General features: G+C 39.2%; 19 protein-coding genes. 8 read left to right on the top strand and 11 right to left on the bottom strand.

The features are described 5' to 3' along the window. Nucleotides 1-32: 32 nt before the first annotated feature. The 8 genes from LDM93_RS00460 to rsmH form a co-directional block, all read right to left on the bottom strand. On the bottom strand, nucleotides 33-866 hold the full coding sequence (locus LDM93_RS00460) for a thioredoxin domain-containing protein (RefSeq protein ID WP_223889913.1): 834 nt from the start codon (nucleotides 864-866) through the stop codon (nucleotides 33-35). Beyond that, nucleotides 811-1,233, bottom strand: a complete 423-nt coding sequence (locus LDM93_RS00455; protein WP_223889912.1) for an FxsA family protein — start codon at nucleotides 1,231-1,233, stop codon at nucleotides 811-813. The genes LDM93_RS00460 and LDM93_RS00455 overlap by 56 nt, the downstream gene beginning before the upstream one ends. After that, nucleotides 1,234-2,754, bottom strand: coding sequence for a proline--tRNA ligase (gene proS / locus LDM93_RS00450; RefSeq protein ID WP_223889911.1), 1,521 nt, complete (start codon nucleotides 2,752-2,754; stop codon nucleotides 1,234-1,236). It abuts the gene before it with no gap. Then, on the bottom strand, nucleotides 2,751-4,058 hold the full coding sequence (gene hemA / locus LDM93_RS00445; protein ID WP_223889909.1) for a glutamyl-tRNA reductase: 1,308 nt from the start codon (nucleotides 4,056-4,058) through the stop codon (nucleotides 2,751-2,753). The genes proS and hemA overlap by 4 nt, the downstream gene beginning before the upstream one ends. Beyond that, nucleotides 4,058-4,954, bottom strand: coding sequence for a polyprenyl synthetase family protein (locus LDM93_RS00440; protein WP_223889908.1), 897 nt, complete (start codon nucleotides 4,952-4,954; stop codon nucleotides 4,058-4,060). The genes hemA and LDM93_RS00440 overlap by 1 nt, the downstream gene beginning before the upstream one ends. Nucleotides 4,955-5,061: 107 nt before the next feature. Then, nucleotides 5,062-8,181 (bottom strand): efflux RND transporter permease subunit, encoded by a 3,120-nt coding sequence (locus tag LDM93_RS00435; protein ID WP_223889906.1) that lies wholly within the window; start codon nucleotides 8,179-8,181, stop codon nucleotides 5,062-5,064. Nucleotides 8,182-8,199: 18 nt separating this feature from the next. Next, nucleotides 8,200-8,469, bottom strand: coding sequence for a hypothetical protein (locus LDM93_RS00430; RefSeq protein WP_223889904.1), 270 nt, complete (start codon nucleotides 8,467-8,469; stop codon nucleotides 8,200-8,202). Then, nucleotides 8,459-9,394 (bottom strand): 16S rRNA (cytosine(1402)-N(4))-methyltransferase RsmH, encoded by a 936-nt coding sequence (gene rsmH, locus LDM93_RS00425; RefSeq protein WP_223889902.1) that lies wholly within the window; start codon nucleotides 9,392-9,394, stop codon nucleotides 8,459-8,461. Before rsmH ends, LDM93_RS00430 begins: the two co-directional genes overlap by 11 nt. A 79-nt stretch (nucleotides 9,395-9,473) precedes the next feature. Between rsmH and LDM93_RS00420 the strand changes: the two genes are divergently transcribed. The 8 genes from LDM93_RS00420 (at nucleotide 9,474) to trxA (ending at nucleotide 18,172) form a co-directional block, all read left to right on the top strand. Next, nucleotides 9,474-10,049, top strand: a complete 576-nt coding sequence (locus tag LDM93_RS00420; RefSeq protein ID WP_223889900.1) for a class II aldolase and adducin N-terminal domain-containing protein — start codon at nucleotides 9,474-9,476, stop codon at nucleotides 10,047-10,049. Nucleotides 10,050-10,201: 152 nt separating this feature from the next. Beyond that, entirely contained in the window at nucleotides 10,202-11,437 is a 1,236-nt protein-coding gene (locus LDM93_RS00415) for a tetratricopeptide repeat protein (RefSeq protein WP_223889899.1), read from the top strand. A gap of 133 nt (nucleotides 11,438-11,570) precedes the next feature. Continuing rightward, complete coding sequence (locus LDM93_RS00410; RefSeq protein ID WP_238480469.1) at nucleotides 11,571-13,034, top strand: peptidylprolyl isomerase; 1,464 nt, start codon at nucleotides 11,571-11,573, stop codon at nucleotides 13,032-13,034. Then, nucleotides 13,031-14,431, top strand: a complete 1,401-nt coding sequence (ftsA, locus tag LDM93_RS00405) for a cell division protein FtsA (RefSeq protein WP_223889897.1) — start codon at nucleotides 13,031-13,033, stop codon at nucleotides 14,429-14,431. The genes LDM93_RS00410 and ftsA overlap by 4 nt, the downstream gene beginning before the upstream one ends. Before the next feature lie 36 nt (nucleotides 14,432-14,467). After that, a complete protein-coding gene (gene ftsZ / locus LDM93_RS00400) occupies nucleotides 14,468-15,613 on the top strand; it encodes a cell division protein FtsZ (RefSeq protein ID WP_223889896.1) in 1,146 nt (381 codons plus the stop codon). A gap of 133 nt (nucleotides 15,614-15,746) precedes the next feature. Then, on the top strand, nucleotides 15,747-16,337 hold the full coding sequence (locus tag LDM93_RS00395; RefSeq protein ID WP_223889895.1) for a UPF0323 family lipoprotein: 591 nt from the start codon (nucleotides 15,747-15,749) through the stop codon (nucleotides 16,335-16,337). 3 nt (nucleotides 16,338-16,340) lie between these two features. Beyond that, on the top strand, nucleotides 16,341-17,522 hold the full coding sequence (locus LDM93_RS00390; RefSeq protein ID WP_223889894.1) for a glutathionylspermidine synthase family protein: 1,182 nt from the start codon (nucleotides 16,341-16,343) through the stop codon (nucleotides 17,520-17,522). Nucleotides 17,523-17,806: 284 nt separating this feature from the next. Continuing rightward, the gene (gene trxA, locus LDM93_RS00385) at nucleotides 17,807-18,172 is read left to right on the top strand and encodes a thioredoxin (RefSeq protein ID WP_223889893.1); all 366 of its coding nucleotides are present in this window, start codon (nucleotides 17,807-17,809) and stop codon (nucleotides 18,170-18,172) included. A gap of 56 nt (nucleotides 18,173-18,228) precedes the next feature. On the opposite strand, the gene LDM93_RS00380 is transcribed toward trxA, so the two are convergent. The 3 genes from LDM93_RS00380 to LDM93_RS00370 form a co-directional block, all read right to left on the bottom strand. Continuing rightward, nucleotides 18,229-18,510: a hypothetical protein gene (locus tag LDM93_RS00380; RefSeq protein ID WP_223889892.1), complete on the bottom strand. Its 282-nt coding sequence runs from the start codon at nucleotides 18,508-18,510 to the stop codon at nucleotides 18,229-18,231. Nucleotides 18,511-18,731: 221 nt separating this feature from the next. After that, complete coding sequence (locus LDM93_RS00375) at nucleotides 18,732-19,604, bottom strand: symmetrical bis(5'-nucleosyl)-tetraphosphatase (protein WP_223889890.1); 873 nt, start codon at nucleotides 19,602-19,604, stop codon at nucleotides 18,732-18,734. Next, nucleotides 19,604-20,092: a DNA-deoxyinosine glycosylase gene (locus LDM93_RS00370; RefSeq protein WP_223889888.1), complete on the bottom strand. Its 489-nt coding sequence runs from the start codon at nucleotides 20,090-20,092 to the stop codon at nucleotides 19,604-19,606. The genes LDM93_RS00375 and LDM93_RS00370 overlap by 1 nt, the downstream gene beginning before the upstream one ends. Nucleotide 20,093: the final 1 nt, after the last annotated feature.

The following is a 20,093-nucleotide window of genomic DNA, read 5'->3' as shown; positions in this document are numbered from 1 at the left end:
TAAGGCAAAGCCTTATACATACGCTAACTCTATTATTTTATGAGCTTTTTATACCCATCACGCATTTTATCCCACTGACCATCTACATAGATCGTAGGTGTACCTGATACCATCATTTTACTCGCGGCCAATTCATCTGCATGCATTGCTGCTTTCACCTCTTTTGCCTCTATCTGTGCAGCAGTCACGCTATAACCCGTATGACTTTTTACTGCAGCAAGTATCTTCTTCATATCGGTTTCTCTTGGATCGATCTTAAGTGAGTAGATCTTTTCAACCACATCCATTTTCCCTTCATGTTGTGCCACATGCATCACACGTGTCAGTACATCTGATACAGGATGTATACGAAGTAACGGCAGGTGATAATAATAGACTGCAATCTTTGTAGGATTCTCTTTGGATGCTTTAAAGATCTCTGGTACTATTTCTTGACAGAATGGACACTGCGGATCAGAGAATATAAGTACCTTATGCTCTGCATCCTTGTTACCAAAAAATAAATGTGCATCATCATAATAACTCTGAGAGACACTAGGTTTGATCTCATCTCTGTAATCATTTCCCGTTTTGAGATTCACTAAATGTCCTGTGATAAGTCCATCTTTCACAAACATCATTTCTGGTGCATGTATCTCTTTTTTCTGATACTCTAGATCCATAGTGGTTAACAAGATCGTCCAGCCTGGTAATCTTTCATCTGTTTTAGATTCAAGAACAGTTACACCTTTTACTTTCACCTGTGGGTTTTTCACCACAGATCTTTTAACATATTTAACTAATTGTTTGTTATCTGGCTGTGCATTTGCACTAAGAGTCGCGGTCGCTAGGACTGTGCTCATCAATAATTTCGACATCAATGACATTGTCATCTCCTTGTTTTGTAAAATGAGTTGTTCGTTCAGGTGTTATTTTAGCAATAAATTGTAAATAAAGTGAGTAAAAAAATGCAATAACCCCCAAGAAGTCAGAAAATACTCCCGGGATAATAAGAAGTATCGCACCGATAAAGTAAGACATACTTGCATTTTGAAATCTTCTAAGGTCAAGTTTACCTTGTTTCATAGACTGCATATTCCCCATCATTGTTTCTGATGACTTTTGCAAAAGCATCATACCCAGAGCAAAACTAAGTACGATCCATACCACAGACCAAAAGAAACCTATGGTTTCTCCTGTCTTCAAAGAGAGGTAAAGTTCTATAAGAGCAAAAGGTATAATTAAAAATATCATTTAAAATCTTTCTGTCAATAGTTCTGTGATGGCTTCAGCAGGAACTTCTTCTTTTATCATACCATCTCTGGTCATAAATTCTACTACACCGTCTGCCAGTTTTTTACCTATGACCACAGCATGCGGAACACCGATAAGTTCATAGTCCTTCATCTTAGCCCCAAATCTGTCTTTTCTCTCATCAAGCAAGACATCCACACCTTTGGCCAACATCGTTTCATACAATGCTTCACCTAATGCGACCTGTGCGTCATCTTTGATATTGGAGACGATGATCTGCAGATCAAACGGTGCAGACTCTTTCGTCCAGATACACCCTTTATCATCATGGTTCTGTTCGATGATCGCTGCAAGCAGACGGCTGACACCTATACCATAGGTTCCCATGACCATAGGCTGAGATTTGCCATTTTCATCTAAGAAATTTGCAGCTAACGGTTCAGAGTATCGTGTACCCAATTGGAAAATGTGCCCAGCTTCTATACCCTTGGTATAACGCAATGAACCGCCACAAGAAGCACAAGCATCACCCTCTTGCACTGCTGAAATATCTGCATAGGATTTCTCTTCAGCTGTAAGGTCATCTATACCTTCCAATGCAGAGTCTAGCACCAGGGTTTCTATCGCTACTGACTCTTCATACTCTACAAGATCATTGGCATTGACTGCATTACATGCTTTCACATCCTGAAGTTCCACCGATGCAGGTAAAGCAAAATGCACCACTTTGCTCACACCTTCATCATATAAGGCTTTCATCGCGATCACTTTGATCTCTGCAGAAGCATCATAGGCTTTCGGTTTTGCTACAGCCGCCTCTATGTTGGCACCATAGTCACACTCATCACATACTACGATCGTATCTTCACCGGAGTCAGCCAGTACCATAAACTCTTTACTGCCAGAACCCCCGATCGCACCGGAGTCTGCCTCAACAACCCTGAACTCTAGCCCAAGGCGTGTGAATATTTTTTTATACGTCTCTTCCATCAATGCAAACTCTCTTTGCATATCTTCTGTAGATGTATGGAAACTATAGGCATCTTTCATTAAAAACTCTCGTCCGCGCATCAAACCGAATCTCGGTCTGATCTCATCACGGAACTTGAGGTTGATCTGATAGACATTTAAAGGAAGCTGTTTATAACTTTTCACTGTTTGTCTTACCAGGTTCACCATCATCTCTTCATGGGTCGGTCCTAAAATAAAGTCATTGTTCTTACGATCTTTAAAACGTAACAACTCTTTACCATACTTCTCTAAACGGCCACTCTCTTCCCATAGTGCTGCAGGGGTAACAAAAGAAAGGCTCACCTCTTGACAACCTGCTTTATCTAATTCCTCTTTCACGACTGCATGTACTTTATCCAGTATCTTTTTGCCTAGAGGCAAAAAATTGTAGAGACCGCTTCCGCCCACTGACTGGATAAATCCACCTCTTATAAGATAGATATGACTTGCCAATGTTGCGTCATTGGGTGTCTCTTTGGTTGTAGGGATTAATAATCTTGAAAATCTCACGCGTTGTATCCTTTTGTATGATGGTCATTCTTGTACTGTTTCAGATCAATATTTTCTGTATCTATATTGAACATTTTTTTGATTGATTCTATGCAGTTTGCATTTTTCTTCTCGGTAGAAGAGTGTCTCAGGTTTTGTGTCGGTTGATGTAAAAAACGTTTGAACATTTGCTCAGCCATTTTACGCATATTTGCTTCGGCTTCTGCAGGGACAAAACCTTTTTTAAGGGCTCTTTGCATTTCAGCGTCTATAGCATCATTCACCTGTTCTCTCATCTCTTTGATCACCGGTTCTATAGAGAGTGCTCTAAGCCATGCATAAAACTCTTCTTTATACTTTTCTACTATTTCAGCTGCTCTGACTGCTTGTTCTTCGCGTAATGCATGATTATCCTGAGAAATGGTACGAAGGTCATCGATACGGAAGAGTTTTAATTTCTCTAACTCCATATCTTCGATATCTCTAGGAATTGCCATATCAAACCAGAGTCTTGGCAAGGCTTCATTCTCTATAAGATCCTGGGTAATGATCGGTTCTCTGGCTGATGTAGCTGTAAAAAGCAATCGATAACGGTTCAAATACTTTGGAAGTTTTTCCATGGTGGCTGCTTTTACATTTTCCCCCAGGGTCTCTGCCAGCAGTGCGACCTTCTCTTGGTCTCTTCCTATCATCACCACATCACAGCCTGCTCTGAGTAGATGTTTAGTTGCCAATATACCCATTTCGCCTGCACCTACTACCACAGCTGTCGTACCAGCCATACTATCACCCAAAAGTTTATGTGCCTGTGCCACGGCAACTGAAGCGATCGAAATAGGGTTTTGAGAAATATTCGTTGCATTGCGTACTTCTGCAGCACACTTCACTGCATAAGAGATGATACGATTAAGTTTACGCCCAGCCGTACCATTTTGATGTGAGAGCATAAATGCCTCTTTCACCTGTCCTGTAATTTGAGATTCACCTATGACCAAAGAATCCAGTGAAGAAACCACAGAAAAAATATGCTGTACCGCCTCTTCATCATCATAACGTATCCCTGCCGATTTGATCTCATAAAAATTCAGTTCGCTCTTTTGACTCATGAGTCCCAAGATCGTGTGATAACTGGAAAAGTTGTCTCGTGTTGCCAATACGATTTCAACACGGTTACAGGTAGAAACAATGAATGCTTCATGAATAAACTCAAATTCAACCAACTGATTCAGCATTTCAATTTTTTCTTCATTATTGGCAAATGCCAGCTTTTCCCTCATACCCTGATCACAATTCTTATGCGAAAAACTCATCACTTGGTAATACATTAAAAATCCCTTTCTATCATCTGCATAGCTATACTTGAGAGTGCATCTTCACCTTTGTCATTCATCAGAGTGATCGCTTCTTCTATCAGTACCTTGGCTTCCTGATAGCTTTTTTGTATCACTTGGTGTTCCTGCATTTTCATTTTGATCCAATGTTGTTCTTCTGTAGAGAGATTTTTTCCATGTAGTGATCTTAATTTCTCTTTTTCATCACTCCCCAACAGTTCATAAAGGTACATATATGGCAGTGTGGTTTTTCCCTCTTCAAAGTCATGCAATGCAGGTTTACCCAAAGTAGCACTATCGGATGTAATATCAAGCAAGTCATCTATCATTTGAAATGCAATACCCAAGTTTCTACCGTATGTCATATAGGCTTCTTTAGACTTGCCGGCTAATAAAGCTGCAGCACCTGCACTGGCTTCCATAAGAGAAGCCGTTTTTTGGTAGATCATTTCAATATAGACATCTTTATCCAAATTAAATGTTTTTGAAAGTGAGACATCTTTGAGTTCTCCAAGGCTGAGTTGGACAACGGCATTTGAGATCATCTTAGCCACATCCGGACTAATGTTATTTAACTCTAAAAAACCTTTTGAGTAGAGGATGTCTCCCAGCATTATGGCAGTTTTATTGCCATAAAGTGCATTAAGAGAAGGTTTTGAACGTCTGGTATAGGCATCGTCTATCACATCATCATGTAAAAGACTTGCTGCATGTATCATTTCAACGATAGCAGCGGTTTTCACTACAGAAAGGTTACTTCCTGCTATTTTCAAAATGAGTTTTGCACGCAGCCTTTTACCATCAGGCAATTGAGCATAAAGTCCATTTACCTCTTTATCATTCAGGTCAGCTATAAATTGTTCTATTTTTCTCTCAACAGCACTTAACACGTATAACGGTCCTTATTCACAGTGATTAACAATAGATGCTACTCTCTGTTGTATCCTATGTATTTATTATAAAAGTCAATAATTATAGCCAAATAATGTTAATCTTTTTACGCTGTATTCTTGACTCTGTATATCACTGCATACATCAAAGGGACGTAGTAGAGATTCAACACAGTTGCCCAAGCGATACCAAAACCTAGTGAAATAGCCATAGGTTGAAGTATCAGTGCCTGCCCGGAAGCGAAGAAGATCAAAGACGACAATCCCAATACTGTGGTCACAGACGTAAGCAAAATAGGACGGAGTCTCATCCCTGCTTTTTGTTGGATCCCTTCATAATTTTTACTTCCTTTGATAAAATCAAGCATAATAAGTCCGTCATTGACCACTACACCGGCAAGTCCAATGACTCCCATCATACCAGGCATCGTCATATTTACACCCATGAGTTTAGTTCCGACCAAAGCACCAAAAAGAGAAAGTGGTATCGTTGTCAGTATGATCAATGGTAAGACCAAAGAGTTAAACATCCAAACCAAAGTGATAAAGATCAGGAATATGGCTATCATCAATGCCTGACCAAGCTCTTTTTTCAACTTTTCATTCTCTTTCTCTTCACCTTTAATAATGATCTTGACCCCTTCATTTTCTATGTCATCCAAAAGAGGTTTTAACTGTTGCATGACCTCAACGGGAGTAATGACCTTCTTTTCCACCCTTGCATACAGTGAACGTACCTTTTCACCGTCCTCTTTAAAGATTTTGACAAAGCTTTTTTGATAGGTGAAATCGCAGATATCTGAAAGTCTCACCACTTTCTGTCCATCCGGGGTAGTCAGTTGAAAGTTTCCTATAGCTGACGCATCCTCTTTATAGACATCTTCTATCTTCACTCTGACCAAGCCTTCTTTATTGAACATTTTTGCATACTCAGCCTTGAGAAAAGCACCCTTCAGTACAGAGGTAACATATCCTTCACTAAAGCCCAACTGTTGCCCGTATTCATTGACACGCAGCTTGAGTTCACGCTCTCCCTCATTGGCATTGTCTGCTATGTCTTCGACTCCATTGATACTGTCAAGCTTCTCTTCTACTCTTTTCATTGAAGCCAACATTTTGTCTCTATCTGGATGTTCAAATCCGATCTCTATATCATTACTGACAATACCTGCCTGTTGTACATAGACATTAAACTCTTCATAGAGTTTTTCCTCATTGAGTTCTATTTTTTTGAATTTTTCAACAATGCGTTCTTGTATCTCTTTAGCGATCTCCTGAGAGAGTCTGTCTCTGATCATATCACTGCCGTCATATTCCAATGAAAATACGGGATTGATATACTTGTCAAAAAAGTTTTCCGGAGCTTTTTCATGTAGATTGATAAAGATCTGGAAAAGGTTTTCTCCTAGCTCAAAACTTTGGTCTTTATTAAACTTAAACCCTATGACCGAAGTGACTGAATCCATCTCTTTTTTATCCAGTATCTCCAGCAGTGCTTCCTCTATCTGTGTGACATAGACTTCAGTATCTTGCAGGTCATTGTTGATGTTTACTTTTCCATTCAGATAGACCTGCTGTGCATCGAACTCAGGGAAAAGCTGAAACTTGGTAATTTTTGCCATTCCTAAAGTTCCCAAAATGATCAGTGTCAATATGATTAAAAGAGACCGTTTCTTATGATCTAAAAGTTTTCCTAGAAATTTTTGATACCATGCTATCCATCCTTTCCAAAAATTTTCATCATATTTTTCTTTTTTAAAAGTTCCCATAGTATAAAACTCTTTTGCATGTAAAGGCAAAAAGTAAAATGCTTCAAACAAAGAAGAGACAAGCAGTACAGATATCATCACAGGAAGAACCTGCATGAACATCCCCATTTTACCGCTCATGATCAAGAGTGGCAAAAATGCAAATACCGTGGTCAGTGTTGCCGTAAGTACTGCAGGAAACATTTCAATAGCACCTTCAATAGCCGCATCTCTTGGCGTCTTTCCCATCTCCATATGCCTATAGATATTTTCCGCTACAACAATGGCTTCATCCACAAGCATACCAAGGGCGATGAGTGCCCCAAGCAGCGTCAGCATATTCAAACTGTAGCCTATCATGTCCATCACGATCAGCGTAATGAAAAAACTGGCCGGTATCCCGATACCCACCACCCATGCGATCCGCATATTCACAGATAAAAAGAGGGCCATAAAGACCAGAATCAGTCCGAACAAAATATTGGAAGAGACAAGATTCAAACGATTCTTGATCCAGATAGAAGTATCCGTATAGGCTTCAAATCTAACATTCCCATAGTTTTCATTAAATTCGGCAAGTATTTTACGTATCTCTTTACTCAAGGCAATGGCATTACCCTCTTTACTTTTATTGATATTTAAAGAGATATTCTGTTTACCGTTATAGTGCGATATCTGTGTAGGATCACCCAACCCATAATACACTTCAGCCACATCCTCCAAGCGAAAACTTTTTCCGCCTACGCTCAATAGCGTTTGCCCTAACGCTTTTGCACTTTTCTCACCGTTGATCGTAGAGATATAAAGATGATCACCCTGACCATCAAGTGTTCCAGCAGGAAAAATACTCGATATACTGGAGATAGCCTGATACACTGCAGATTTATCCAGACCATATGCATCCAGCTTTTTTTGGTCTAAGGTGATGATCACTTCTTCATCTGTGTCTCCACGTATCTCTATACTGCTAAGGTCATGGATGAGTGCTAGTTTACTTTTAAGCGCATCTGCCGCGTCGATCAGTGCTTTTTTCTCTACATTACCTGAAACTGCTACCAGTAAAAGCGGATATTCATGTACCACGATACGTGCAACAGGTTCATCCATATCAGCAGGAAGATCACGTCTTGTTTTTGAGATAATATCTTTCACATCAGAAAGGACCAACTGAGTATCACTGCCCGGTTTAATATCTGCATTAATACTAAAACTTCCATTTTGTATACTGGTGTAAAGGGTATCGATCTCAGAAAGACTTTTAAGTTCATCCTCTATACTTGTGACAACCATTTTGTCCAACACATCAGCACTGGTACCGACGTATCCACCCTGTACCGATATCTGATCAAGTGTGGAAGGAGGGAATATCTCCTTGGCAATGTTCTGATAGGCAAAAACAGCGAGCAGCAACATGAAAACCATCAAAATATGATTGATAATAGGCTTATCTACTGCAAAACGAATAAAACTACGTATCATATTGTTGTATTCCCATCGTCAATTTTCCTTTATGACAAAGATGGTATCTGTAACTCTATTCTTAAACTTCAAGGCCTCAACACTTTGTTCAAGCATCACTTTTTCCGCCTTCAGTACTGAAACTTCACGTTTCATTTTGTTCACCACTTTACTCTCATAATAGATCTGATTGCTCAAGTAGATCTTAATGGTTGTCAAGATCAAAACAATGGCTACAGACATTAATATGACCATTGCCATACCAAAAGTTATACCGTTAGGCTTCAGCTGTTTCTTTTTACTTGCCATCAACACTGTCTTTTTTAAACCTGAAACTTCTCAGTTTTGCAGATCTGCTTCGTGGATTTACCTTCAGTTCCTCTTTGCTTGCTGTCACAGGCTTGGAAGAAAATGCTTTACCTAAAGCATGATTTTTACCACAGGTACAGCGCATTGCCTGGGGATCACAAATACAATTTTGTGCCCATTTTTTAAAACGGTTCTTGACCAGACGGTCTTCTAGAGAATGAAAAGAGATGAGAGAAACCACTTCCCCCTTCACATGCTTTTGTTCCAAAGCATCCAGTAATCCTTCTATTTCACCCAGTTCATTATTTACTTCTATACGGATAGCCTGAAACATCAGAGTTGCAGGGTGTATCTTTCCTCCTGCAGGGATAACGGTTTTTGCGATCTCGCTTAACTCTTTAGCAGAGTTGATAGGCGCTTGTGCTCTTGCTTCAACCACAGCAGATGCCAATCTTTTAAAGGAACGTACTTCACCATACACATCAAAGATATATTCCAGTTTTTCTTTAGGGTATTCATTCACTACTTCATACGCTGAGAGTGCTGAAGATGCATCCATCCGCATATCCAATGTTTCAGAAGTAAAAGAAAAGCCCCTGTCCTGTTTATCCAGTTGCAAAGAGGAGACACCAAAATCTGCCAACACTGCTACGATCGGGCTTTCTTTCAATGTAGGGAACACAGTTGCAAATGTACCCTTGTAAAGTGTACTGCGTTCCTCATAAGGTTTTAGACGTTTTTTAGAAAAAGCCAAAGCCTCATCATCCCTGTCAATTCCTATATGTTTCAAATTTTTATATTTGGCCAGTATTTCAGAACTATGCCCCGCATAACCAAGCGTACAATCAACAAAATAACCTTCACCCACACCTTTAAAACTTTCCAACACTTCATTTAAAAGTACAGGTATGTGAGGTGTTTCCATGTGTTTCCTTCATTGCATCATAGTTTGAAATATTTTAATGATATAATACCGAAATATTCCTAACTAAAGGTTACTTAAAATGGTAGATAAGCATCTCATCGAAGACATTAAACATGTTTCACTCTCTCTGTTTAACAAAAACTTCTTTGGTGTCTATCATGGCTCCATCTCAGCAAGAGTAAGCAGCAGTGGATTTATCATCAACTCTAAAGATACGATCTTAGATGAATTTACTGAAGAATCACTGGTAAAACTTGATTGTCAAAAGAGAGACTATCGCTGGAGTATGGCAAATGCAGATGTGCACATACATGAACATATCTATGAAACCATCCCCAATGCCAAATATGTCTGTTATACTATGCCTCCTTATGCAACAGCATACTCACTCAAACATGGTAAAGTCTCTCCGCAAGACTACTTTGGACAAAAAGTCCTGGGTGAGATCATCGTATATGATCCCAAAAACATAGATGATTGGATGGAACGTGCACCCTATGAGATCCCACAGTTTTTCCAAAAGCATGACACACATCTTCTTCTTATCAAAGGTTTTGGTCTTATCTCTTATGACAGGGACATCACAGAAATGGCAAAAAAGATCTCTATTTTAGAAAACTCTTGCAGATTATTGGCTTTATCAGCCAATCTGTAAACCATGGTTCCTTCTTCTTGCTGTTTATAAAGTAGTTATCTTCACACTTCATAGACAGTCCATACCCATAGCGACTCTTCAAGTGTCAACACTTCTGTAAAGCATACTTTTGTTATACTCCTCCAAATACAATCAAACATAGGACACCTGATATGAATCAGACGCAGAAAAGATTAAGTATCATTAACCATGCTATTTCCATCACGGATGTGGAGACCATCCAGCTTCAGGTTTTAAAGTTGGCACTGCTTAAAACAGATCTGAAAATTCAAGAGATCGTTACAGCAATTCAGGCTGAGAACTATGCAAAGGCACAAGGGCTTATTAACCAATATATTGAAACACCTACAGACAACATCCTTCAAAGAACATCACAAAAAGCACAAGCTGCAATGGCCGCAGAAGAGCAAGCCATTATAGATGAGTTCGATCTTTTTGTCACATCAAACGCCAATGAAAAACCTCAAGAGATCGATATTAATGATTTTCTTCTTGATGAACTTCCAGTTCAAACAAAAGTCGAAACAAAAAAAGTCGATCATAGTGATTTTGATGCACTTCTCAATATTGACGTTGATCATGTACTGACTGACAACATTGAATTGGATGTTGCACATACTTCAAAAGATACTTTCTTTGAATCTCCAAAAGAAACAAGCCAACCAAGTACCCATACCCACCCTATAGCTAGAGATACTTTTTTTGATGCTGAAGAGAGCAAAGAAGCGCCAATAACAAAAGAGACTCCAACTGGAGAAATATTTACAACAGAGACTGAGACCTTCATAGAAAAAGAGATGCCTTCTAAAGATGAACTCCTCAAAGAGCTAAAGCCTGTTATTCAGACAGAAGAAGAAACACGTTCATACCACTACAAAGCCATTCCTTACATTGACCAAAAACTTAACACTATGAAAAAACAATATCCACCTAGAGAAAGCACCTATGAAAAGTTTGATTCCGTAGAAAACCTCTTAAGAAAGATCTCTCAGGATGGGTATACCGAAGAAGAGATAGAAGAAACGCTCACTTATATCAACAAGTTAAGTGAAGAGAACAAAGAGACTGAAGCAGCACAACTACTGCTTGTCTGCGCTGCAACAGAATCAAAATTTGCACAGTTTATGTTGGGCAGAGAACTTTTCAAGGGTGTTTTACTCACTAAAGACATACCTGAAGCATTTACACAGATGCATAATTTAGCCCTTGAAGACTATCCTGAAGCACTCTGTGATCTAGCACAATTTTATGAACATGCCATAGGTACAGGCAAAGACAAAAAAAAGGCTGAACAATTGTACAAAGAGGCCATGGAATTTGGCATCAAAAGAGCTGAAAAACACTATCACCGTTTAAAAAAAGAAAACCGTAGTTTCTTTAAAAAGTAAACTTCTTTAGCATCATTTTACTATTTTGATTAGAGATACTCTTTTCACACTTTCAATTCATTAGCGATAAGCTTATTTTAGATAGAATATTACAAATTTTTCGATTGAAGGTAGATGAAGTATGATTAGTTGGATGCAAAAACACAATAAATACCTGGTATGGACAATCTGGGTAGCAACAATCGCATTTATTGGTGCAGGTTTTGTAGGTTGGGGAAGTTACAATTTTGGTTCCAAAGCCGGGAATGTTGCAAAAGTAGGTGACATTGAGATCAAACAAACAAAACTCAACATGGTTTACAGCAATATATACAACCAATACAATCAAGCAATGCAAGGTCAACTTGATGATAAAAAAGCCCAAGAGATGGGACTGATCAAACAGGCATTCGCCAGACTGGCAACACAGGCCAAGATCCTGAACTTTGCAAAAGACCTGGGTATCATTGTTTCAGATGCTGAAGTAGCACAGAAATTACAAGAGATCAGAGCCTTCCAAAAAGATGGTGTTTTCGTTAAAGAGATCTATGACGGTTACCTTAAAAGTCAAAGACTTAGAGCCAATGCCTTCGAAGAGACGCTCAGAGAAGAACTTATCCTGGAAAAAACATTTTCATTACTTGCCGTGGGTACTTTGCCACTTGAGGAAGAAGCTATTTCTGCAGCGATGAATGTAAGTGACAAGTTGGCATACAAAGTATTGACAAACGCTGACCTTAACTTCGTTATTGATGAAACAAAAGTCAAAGCCTACTGGGAGATGCAAAAAGAGAACTTTTTGACACCGCAAATGTATGACCTCTCTGTCGTATGGACACAAAGTCAAAATACAGCTGTCACTGAGGATGAAATAAGAGCACACTATGAGGCAAACAGCTTCAACTATACAGATGGAACAGGGAAACAACTCCCTTTCGAAGAAGCCAAAGTATTGGTAACCAAAGATCTTAAAATAAAGAAAACAAAAAAAACAGCACAAAAAGCCTATATCGCATTTAAAAAAGGGACCCTGGACAACAGTGAGAAGATCACCCTTCCAATGGGTGATACCAAGCTTACAGAAGAAGTATGGAGTGCCTTGAAAGAAAAATCCGTGGGAGATATACTTAAGCCAAAAGTCGTTGCAGATGCCTATGTAACGGTAAAAATAGAGAACATTGTATTACCAAGGGTAAAAACCTATGAAGAGGCCAAAGAAGAAGTGACAGTACTTTATGAAAAGCAGGCTAAAAAAGAGGCGCTTTTAACCTTGGCAGAGTCAACACTTAAAAACTTTGATCAGAACGATGCGATCATCTCAGATTTTGTCAAATTAGAAGAAAATGTCAACCTAAATCCATTAAATACCCAAGAAAGTTTACAATTTTTACAAAAACTCTTTACATCATCAAAAGAAAAAGGTATCATAAGCGTATTCGACAAGGTTATAGTTTATAATATCTTAGAACAAAAACTGCTTCCGATGGATGCAAATCAGACAGATTTTGTTAAACAGACTGCAAGTAAACTTAAGCAAAGTACATTTGAATCGAACCTGATTAAGATGTTAGATAAACAATATCCTACAGAAGTCTATATGGGAGGGCTGACAAATTGAGTGACACAGTTTTAGCTATTGATATCGGTTCCACTAAGATATGCGCTATCATCGCTGAAATCGAAGACTCTGAAGTCACCATTCAAGGACATGGCATCTCTAAATCCCAAGGGGTTAAGAAAGGTGCGATCACCAACATAGAACTTGCTTCTAAATCTATCAAAAAAGCCATTAGCGATGCAAAACGTATAGCAGGGAGTAACATTTCTTCTGCAACGGTTTCTATTTCAAATGCCTATGCCAAGAGTCTTAACTCTACGGGTATTGTCAACATCCCACATAAAGACATCTCCATTAAAGAGATCAATCGTGTGATGCAAACAGCACTTTACAATGCAAACGTACCCACTGAATATGATATTATCCATGTATTGCCTTACAACTTTAGAGTAGACGATCAAGACTTCATTGAAGATCCGTTCGGTATGAATGCAAGTCGTATGGAAGTAGATGTCAATATCATCATGACACAAAAATCAAATCTTTCTAATCTTAAAAAAGCAGTACGTTCAGCAGGTGTTGAGATAGATGGTATTGTCTTAAGCGGTTATGCTTCTGCTATTGCTACGATGGATGAAGATGAAAAAGAACTTGGTGTTGCAGTCATTGACCTGGGTGGCCAAACAAGTAATCTTGTCATCCACACGGGTAACTCCATCAGATACAATGATTTCTTAGGAGTAGGTTCAAACCACATCACCAATGACCTCTCCATGGCACTGCATACACCTTTGCAAATAGCTGAAAATGTAAAAGTGCGTCATGGGAGTCTTATTGAGAGTTCAAATGAAATTATAGAACTCCCTATCATTGGTGATGAAGAGAGTCGTAATGGTGTCTCTTTAGAAGTGGTTCATTCTGTTATTTTCTCACGTGTAGAAGAAGCACTCATGATCTTGTCAAAGTCATTGGAGAAATCCGCATTAAAAGAGCAAATAGGTGCCGGTATTATCTTGACTGGAGGTATGACAAAACTTAAAGGTATGAGAGAATTGGCACAAGCCATCTTCACTGGTATGCCTGTAAGAGTAGGTTACCCAGATAATGTCAATGGTCTTTTTGATGAACTCAAAGACCCGGCATTTTCAACGGTAGTGGGTCTGCTGCTCTATAAAGCAGGTGGTCATACACAATATGAGATCAATTTCCAACAAGAGTTATTACATTCAAAAGCTATGTTCGAAGATAACCTCAAGGACATCAGGATAGGTCATACAGCAAATAATACCGAAGAGGTACAGGCAACGAGAAGTCAGAAAGAAAACAAAGAACACAAAGAACACAAACAAGAAGATCAGGAAGGGGCTGATATATCATTTGATGATCTATCGGACCTAGGTCATGAAAATAAAAATCCATTTAAAAAACTGGCCAGTTGGGCAAGGCAGCTTTTTTAAAAGTATTTTTAAACACATCAAATAAAGGGGGAAAACATGGAAGAGTTTGAAATAGACATCGTCGAAACAAAGTGTCACACAAATGGAGCGAAGATCAAAGCTATCGGCGTCGGTGGCGGCGGTGGTAACATGATCAATCACATGATCAGTGAAGGAATTAACACTATTGATCTGATCGTTGCCAATACGGATGCACAAGCACTGGACAGTTCTTTAGCACCATACAAAATGCAATTAGGTATCAATGCCACAAGAGGATTGGGTGCAGGTATGCTTCCTGACAAGGGTAGAGAAGCTGCACTTGAAAGCTTTGAAGATATCAAAAAGATGCTTGAGGGTTCAGATATTGTCTTTATCTCTGCGGGTCTTGGTGGGGGAACAGGTACAGGTGCAGCGCCGATCATTGCACAGGCTGCAAAAGAAGTAGGTGCACTGACTGTTTCCATCGTAACAAGTCCTTTTAAATTTGAAGGTAGAAAAAGAACAAAGCTTGCAAAAGAAGGTTTAGAAGAACTCAAAAGAGAGAGTGATTCGATCATTGTTGTACCTAATGAAAAACTTCTTTCTATCGTTGAGAAAAACCTTGGTATCAAAGAGAGCTTTAGAATGGTAGACGATATTCTTGCGCAAGCCGTAGGCGGTATCTCCAAAGTCATTCTTTCTCATGGGGAAAATGATATCAACCTTGACTTTGCCGATGTGAAAACGGTGATGAGTCATAGAGGTCTTGCTCTTATGGGTGCAGGATATAGTACAGGAACCAATGCAGCTTATGATGCAGCAAAAGCGGCTATTGAGTCTCCACTGCTTGACAATATCTCCATCGATGGTGCTATGGGTGTACTTGTACACTTTGACATCCACCCTGATTATCCAATCATGGAGATCGGTGAAGCGATGAGTATTGTTGAAGAGAGTGCAGATGAAGATGCATCTGTGATCTTTGGTACAACAACCAATGAGAATATGGAAGTAGATGAAGTGAAGATCACTATCGTTGCTACCGGATTTGAAGATAAAAATGCTGTTGCTGAACCAACAGTCACAAAACAAAAAACACTTTTAAATTCTAACACTTGTGACATCAATACTGTAAGAAGTAAGATGGTTGTAGGTGGATACAATGGTGACAATGAAGATATCTTAGATGTACCTACTTTCCTTAGAAAGCAAATGGACTAAATACACCTATTCCTTTTTATGATCTAAAGCAGAGAAACTCTTCCTTCTCTGTTTTACCTTTCCCTACATTTTTTCCTCCTTTCTATTAATTATATTTTGCTATGATTCTCCAAATCATTATTACGGGAATGCTATGAAACATTTAAAAAAACTTTCAACCATGGCAACGGCAACTGGTCTTGGTACGCTTTTAGCTACCGGTGTAACAGGTTGCTTTAGCAATAACCAGCAACAGCAGGAAGAAGCTAAAGCGCAAAATGCATTTGTCATTATAGAGGAGACTGCCCCGGGCAGATACCAGATTAAAGATGAATTTCCTGCAGAGGAAACACGTATCGTACTGAAACAACTCGATGGAACAGAACGCGTATTGACAAAGCCTGAGATGGATGCGCTGGTGGCACAAGAGGCAGCCAAGATTGACAATGGGACTTCTACCCTTACCAAAGAACAAAATCCTCAAATGTCGCAACAAGGCGGTATGGGTCTGGGAGAAATACTGCTATCGAGTATGGCTGGTGCAGTCATTGGTTCTTGGATAGGATCTAAGCTTTTTGGTAACCAGAACTACCAAAACAACAGAAAAGCAGGATACAAATCTCCTTCAACCTATACAAGAAGTCAAAAAAGTTTTGATGCAGCTAAAAAAAGAAGCGCTAAAAGAAGTGGTTTTTTTGGAAATAAAAGCGCTTCAAGCCGTACCGGCGGTTTCTTTGGTGGATAAATGATGTTACATTTGCAAAAAACCACACCATTAGATACAGACTATTTAGAATCGCTCGGTTTTGTATGGCATACAGACCGTGATGAAACAAGTTATATCTCAGATACACTGGTTGTCATCTCTGAAGAGGAAGCTGAGGCGTATTATGAAGCGACCAATACGCTTTATGACATGGTTGTGGAAGCAGCAGAACATGTCATAGAAAATAACCTCTTTCATGAGATAGGCATACCTTTTAATCTCGTAGAAGTGATCAAAGAGTCATGGGAAAATGATGTACACTGGCATCTATACGGACGTTTTGATCTAGCCGGTGGCGTAGATGGAAAACCCATCAAACTTTTAGAATTCAATGCAGATACTCCCACTGCACTGTTCGAAACAGCCATTATTCAGTGGGCCATGCTCAAAAAAGATGGTCTTGAAGAAGAGCGTCAGTTTAATGCACTCTATGAATCACTGGTAGACAATTTCAAGCGTTTGGTAACACTGGAAGAAGATGTTTCTACATTTGAGGAACGTTATGACGGATGGAACTTTCTCTTTACCTCTGTCAGAGGAAACTCTGAAGAAGAAAATACAGTAAGGCTCCTCCAGCACATAGCAACAGAAGCAGGATACAATACAGAGTTTGCCTACATAGACGACATAGAATTCTCCCCGGATGAGGGCATCTTTTATGAAAACAAGAACTATGAACTGTGGTTTAAACTCATTCCATGGGAAGACATCGCACTCGAAGAGTCAGACCTGGCGATGCTGCTTACCAATATCATCAAAAATCAAAAGGCCATCATTTTCAACCCGGCTTATACCCTGCTTTTTCAGAGTAAAGGTTTACTCAAGATACTATGGGATCTCTATCCTAATCACCCTCTTCTACTTGAGAGTTCTTTTGAACCATTGGAAGGGAAAAAACAAGTAAAAAAACCTGTTTTTGGTAGAGAAGGTGGCAGTGTGAGTATTTTGGATGAAGTATTCAATGATATAGAAAGTGTGGCAGGTGACTACGACAGTCATAAAATGGTCTATCAAGCCTATACAGAGCTGCCAAAAGATACAGAAGGTCAATCCTATCAGGCAGGTGTATTTTATGCTTATGAAGCTTCTGGACTTGGCTTTAGAAAAGGTGGAAAGATCTTAGATAATATGTCCAAATTTGTGGGACATATTGTTAAAGATTAACTTAGCAGTACGTTTAGAAAAAAGATGCTTAGTGAAGCTGAGGAGCACGACTTTAGCATAGTAAATGAACTTCGAACGGTAGCTTTAGCTCTCTTTGATGAACACCATGCATTAGAATATTTATGCATACCAACACCCATGAAGTCCAAGAATATCAAACTTATCTGTTCCTCGTAGATATCATATGAGAAAGAAGAAGATAAACATACATGATCTAAGTGACACTATTAAGTGGGCAAAAACAATCGCTATGTTATACTCCATTCAAATATAAAGGACCCACTATGGCATGTATAGATTTAACAACAAAAGACTTTAACGAAACACTTGATAACAACGAAATAGTCATCATCGATTTTTGGGCATCATGGTGTGGCCCTTGTATACAGTTTGCTCCCATTTTTGAAAAAGTATCAGAAAAGTACCCTGATGTCGTTTTTGCTAAGGTCAACACAGAAGAACAACGAGCTATATCAGCACAATATAGTGTCCAATCTATCCCAACAATTATGGTAGTCAGAGATGGTATCATCCTGCTTAATCAAGCAGGTTCTCTACCTGAAGAAGCCTTTGACAAACTCATAGATCATGTTAAGGGACTTGATATGGATCAAATACGTGCAGAGATAGCTCAAGAAGAGAATGAGTAAAATAATCGCTAAAATAAAGGGGTGACTTCCTTTTATTTTAAATGTGATATGAGTAACTAGTCATCATCCTCATCTTCAAAATCACTTGGATCAAACTCTATTTTTACAGGTTCTTCTACCACTTCGTTTAACTCACTGATATCTTCAGCAGGGATCTCTAGTGCCATTGAAATAAATGAGACCAAAGCATTATCATCTATAATTTCTTGGCATGCTTTAGAGGTGTTGTAAATGGTCAGTATTCCATCTTTTGCAAGTACATCTCTAGTGCCAATACCTAATTCTGCCGCTATATTATGCAAGTCTGGACGATTAAGATGGATTCCACTGACTTTCATTGAGAAGCCTTTTCTTATCTTTGATCCTGGGAACATTTTTCTTCCTATTCTTAAAATATTTCTTTAAATCGATTATTCTCGGATTATAGCTAAAAAGTAAAAGATAGTGTAGTCACCCCTTATATTTTAGCTTCAAAACACCTCGCTAAACCCTCTATACTCACTCAAAGATACAAGAAGTTTGCTATATAAGAGGTTTTATGATGAAAACATCCATATATTTACATTTGTGATGTATCTGGTAAAGTAGATTCTTCTCTTTGTTCTTCATCTTCATCTTCTTTGCTGCACTCTACAGAGACGATCTCCACTTCATCACTGTCTATGCGTGCAGCCGTGAGTTTGCCACCCCAGACACATCCTGTATCAAGAGCCAATACATGCTCATCTTGATAAAATCCCAAAGCTGACCAGTGTCCCATAATAATACGCAGATGAATATCTTTACGATAATCACATTCGAACCAGGGTTTTAACTCTTGTTCTCTCAGCTCATCTGTAGGGGGGCCTTTTTGGTCAAAATCAAGTCTATGGTCACCATAGCAAAAGCGCATGCGTGTGAAGGCACTGACGATGTAACGGTCGATGTCTATAAGACTCGCATCCCTGTTAAAACGGTTACTTCCCTGTTTTAACATTTGCTCCAACCAGGCAGCAGCATGATCACTTTGCAGTTTCTCTTCCACACTTTTTGCATACATCATCGCCATACCCAGATCAAACTCTGGGGAGATACCGGCATGGGCCATACAATACCCCAGTTGATAGTCCACATGTAAGAACTTTTGCCCTCTAAGCCAATCTATGAGCTTTTGGGCTTCAGGCGACTCAAGTATAGGGTCAATGGTCGGATTTGATTTTTTGATCCCATAATACGCCGCTATGAGGCTAATATCATGATTACCCAGAACGATCTCAACATTTTCTTTCATGCTGTAAAGATATTCCAGTGTTTCCAGTGAACCTTCTCCTCTGTTGACCAAATCTCCTGCGATCCAAAGCTTGTCCTGGGTGACATCGAACTCTATCTTTTCCAGTAATGCTCTAAACGAATGATAGCACCCTTGTAGATCACCTATAGCCCAAACTGCCATTAACTGTACCCCAACTGTTTTTTATACTCGTCTACTTTCTTCTCAAAGCTCATTTTTGCGTAGGCTGCAGAGGGTGAAGGAAGGTAGACTGTTTCTATACTGAGGTGTGAAAAATGTGTTTTAAAAAGTGCTTCAGCCTTTTTCCCTGTAAAGGCCAATTTAGTAATATTCGGATGCTCTTCTAAAAATGCAGCCAGGTCATTGACCTCTTCATTTTCCAAAGAACTGTCAAGAGAGTTCTCCCGACTACACCCTTTGATCATATCCCAAAGCCCTAATTTACACTCTTTCAGCAACCAGAGTCTTTGATCGCGTGTGTTCGCAGGATAGGATGTCACACTTTCAAGGATCTTCCAGAATTGATTGCGTGGATGTGCATAGTAAAAATTCTTTTCAAAAGACTGTATACTGGGGAAAGAACCCAGGATCATTGTTTGGGTATCTTTAAATACGATAGGTTGGAAAGGGTGGGATAAAATTTCGCTCATA

The organism is Sulfurovum sp. TSL6 (genome assembly GCF_019972115.1).
Taxonomy (GTDB): domain Bacteria; phylum Campylobacterota; class Campylobacteria; order Campylobacterales; family Sulfurovaceae; genus Sulfurovum.
The sequence above is the reverse complement of the archived record's forward strand: the minus strand, read 5'-3'. Positions and strand labels throughout refer to the sequence as shown.

Excerpts from the sequence above, each read along its gene's own strand:
- LDM93_RS00460 (WP_223889913.1), bottom strand. The coding sequence starts at position 866 with ATGTCATTGATGTCGAAATTATTGATGAGCACAGTCCTAGCGACCGCG.
- LDM93_RS00455 (WP_223889912.1), bottom strand. The coding sequence starts at position 1,233 with ATGATATTTTTAATTATACCTTTTGCTCTTATAGAACTTTACCTCTCT.
- hemA (WP_223889909.1), bottom strand. The coding sequence starts at position 4,058 with ATGTATTACCAAGTGATGAGTTTTTCGCATAAGAATTGTGATCAGGGT.
- LDM93_RS00435 (WP_223889906.1), bottom strand. The coding sequence starts at position 8,181 with ATGATACGTAGTTTTATTCGTTTTGCAGTAGATAAGCCTATTATCAAT.
- LDM93_RS00430 (WP_223889904.1), bottom strand. The coding sequence starts at position 8,469 with ATGGCAAGTAAAAAGAAACAGCTGAAGCCTAACGGTATAACTTTTGGT.
- rsmH (WP_223889902.1), bottom strand. The coding sequence starts at position 9,394 with ATGGAAACACCTCACATACCTGTACTTTTAAATGAAGTGTTGGAAAGT.
- LDM93_RS00420 (WP_223889900.1), top strand. The coding sequence starts at position 9,474 with ATGGTAGATAAGCATCTCATCGAAGACATTAAACATGTTTCACTCTCT.
- LDM93_RS00415 (WP_223889899.1), top strand. The coding sequence starts at position 10,202 with ATGAATCAGACGCAGAAAAGATTAAGTATCATTAACCATGCTATTTCC.
- LDM93_RS00410 (WP_238480469.1), top strand. The coding sequence starts at position 11,571 with ATGCAAAAACACAATAAATACCTGGTATGGACAATCTGGGTAGCAACA.
- ftsZ (WP_223889896.1), top strand. The coding sequence starts at position 14,468 with ATGGAAGAGTTTGAAATAGACATCGTCGAAACAAAGTGTCACACAAAT.
- LDM93_RS00395 (WP_223889895.1), top strand. The coding sequence starts at position 15,747 with ATGAAACATTTAAAAAAACTTTCAACCATGGCAACGGCAACTGGTCTT.
- LDM93_RS00390 (WP_223889894.1), top strand. The coding sequence starts at position 16,341 with ATGTTACATTTGCAAAAAACCACACCATTAGATACAGACTATTTAGAA.
- trxA (WP_223889893.1), top strand. The coding sequence starts at position 17,807 with ATGGCATGTATAGATTTAACAACAAAAGACTTTAACGAAACACTTGAT.
- LDM93_RS00380 (WP_223889892.1), bottom strand. The coding sequence starts at position 18,510 with ATGAAAGTCAGTGGAATCCATCTTAATCGTCCAGACTTGCATAATATA.
- LDM93_RS00375 (WP_223889890.1), bottom strand. The coding sequence starts at position 19,604 with ATGGCAGTTTGGGCTATAGGTGATCTACAAGGGTGCTATCATTCGTTT.
- LDM93_RS00370 (WP_223889888.1), bottom strand. The coding sequence starts at position 20,092 with ATGAGCGAAATTTTATCCCACCCTTTCCAACCTATCGTATTTAAAGAT.